A 1,307-nucleotide genomic window follows, 5' to 3' on the forward strand; every position below is an offset into this window, starting at 1 on the left:
GGCGCGCCGCGCAGGGACGGATCGGTCGAGAACGAGTACTGGGTCTTTGCCATGCAGACCGGCAGGTTGCCATAGCCCGCTGCTTCCCACTCGTGCAGCTGGTTGCGGATTTTTGCGTCGGCCAGAACTTCGTCGGCGCGGTAGATGCGCTTGGCGATGGTTTCGACCTTCTCGAACAGCGGCATATCGTCAGGATAGATCGGCGAGAAGTTCGCGGTGCCACCTTCAACGATTTCGACAACTTTCTCGGCCAGAGGCCCCGAGCCTTCCGAGCCCAGTTCCCAGTGACGCGACAGAACCGCTTCCACACCGTGATCGGCGCAGTAGCTCTTGACCGCGTCAACTTCGGCATCGGTGTCGGTGACGAAGTGGTTGATGGCGACAACAACCGGAACACCGAAGGACTTCACGTTCTCGATGTGGCGGCCCAGGTTGGCGCAACCGTTCACAACCGCGTCGACGTTTTCCGCGCCCAGATCGGCCTTGGCAACGCCGCCGTTCATCTTCATCGCGCGCACGGTGGCAACCAGAACAACTGCCGAAGGTGCGATGCCGGCTTTGCGGCACTTGATGTTCATGAACTTCTCGGCACCCAGGTCGGCACCGAAGCCAGCTTCGGTCACGACATAGTCGGCAACTTTCAGGGCGGTCTTGGTCGCGATGACCGAGTTACAGCCATGCGCGATGTTCGCGAAGGGGCCGCCGTGGACGAATGCCGGGTTGTTTTCCAGCGTCTGCACCAGGTTCGGCTGCATCGCGTCTTTCAACAGAACGGTCATTGCGCCTTCGGCTTTGATGTCACGGCAGTAAACCGGAGTTTTGTCGCGGCGGTAAGCAACGATGATGTCGCCCAGACGCTTTTCCAGGTCTTTCAGGTCGTTGGCCAGGCACAGGATCGCCATAACTTCCGACGCCACGGTGATGTCAAAGCCTGCTTCACGCGGGAAGCCGTTCGACACACCGCCCAGCGAGGCAGTGATCTGACGCAGCGCGCGGTCGTTCATGTCGACCACACGACGCCATGCAACGCGGCGTACGTCGATTTCAGCTTCGTTGCCCCAGTAGATGTGGTTGTCGATCATGGCCGACAGCAGCGAGTGTGCCGAAGTGATCGCGTGGAAGTCACCTGTGAAGTGCAGGTTCATCTCTTCCATCGGAACAACCTGCGCGTAACCGCCACCTGCAGCGCCGCCCTTCATGCCGAAGTTCGGGCCAAGCGAGGCTTCGCGGATACAGATCATCGCGTTCTTGCCGATGCGGTTCAGGCCGTCGCCCAGACCCACGGTGGTGGTGGTCTTGCCTTCACC

The 1,307-nt window shown here is 60.5% G+C and carries 1 protein-coding gene; it reads right to left on the reverse strand.

The window, feature by feature from the left end:
- A partial coding sequence (locus tag ACR0LF_RS23605) for a formate--tetrahydrofolate ligase (protein ID WP_480584069.1) occupies positions 1–1,307 on the reverse strand: 1,307 nt, incomplete at both ends.

Source organism: Ruegeria sp. E8 (assembly GCF_056533985.1).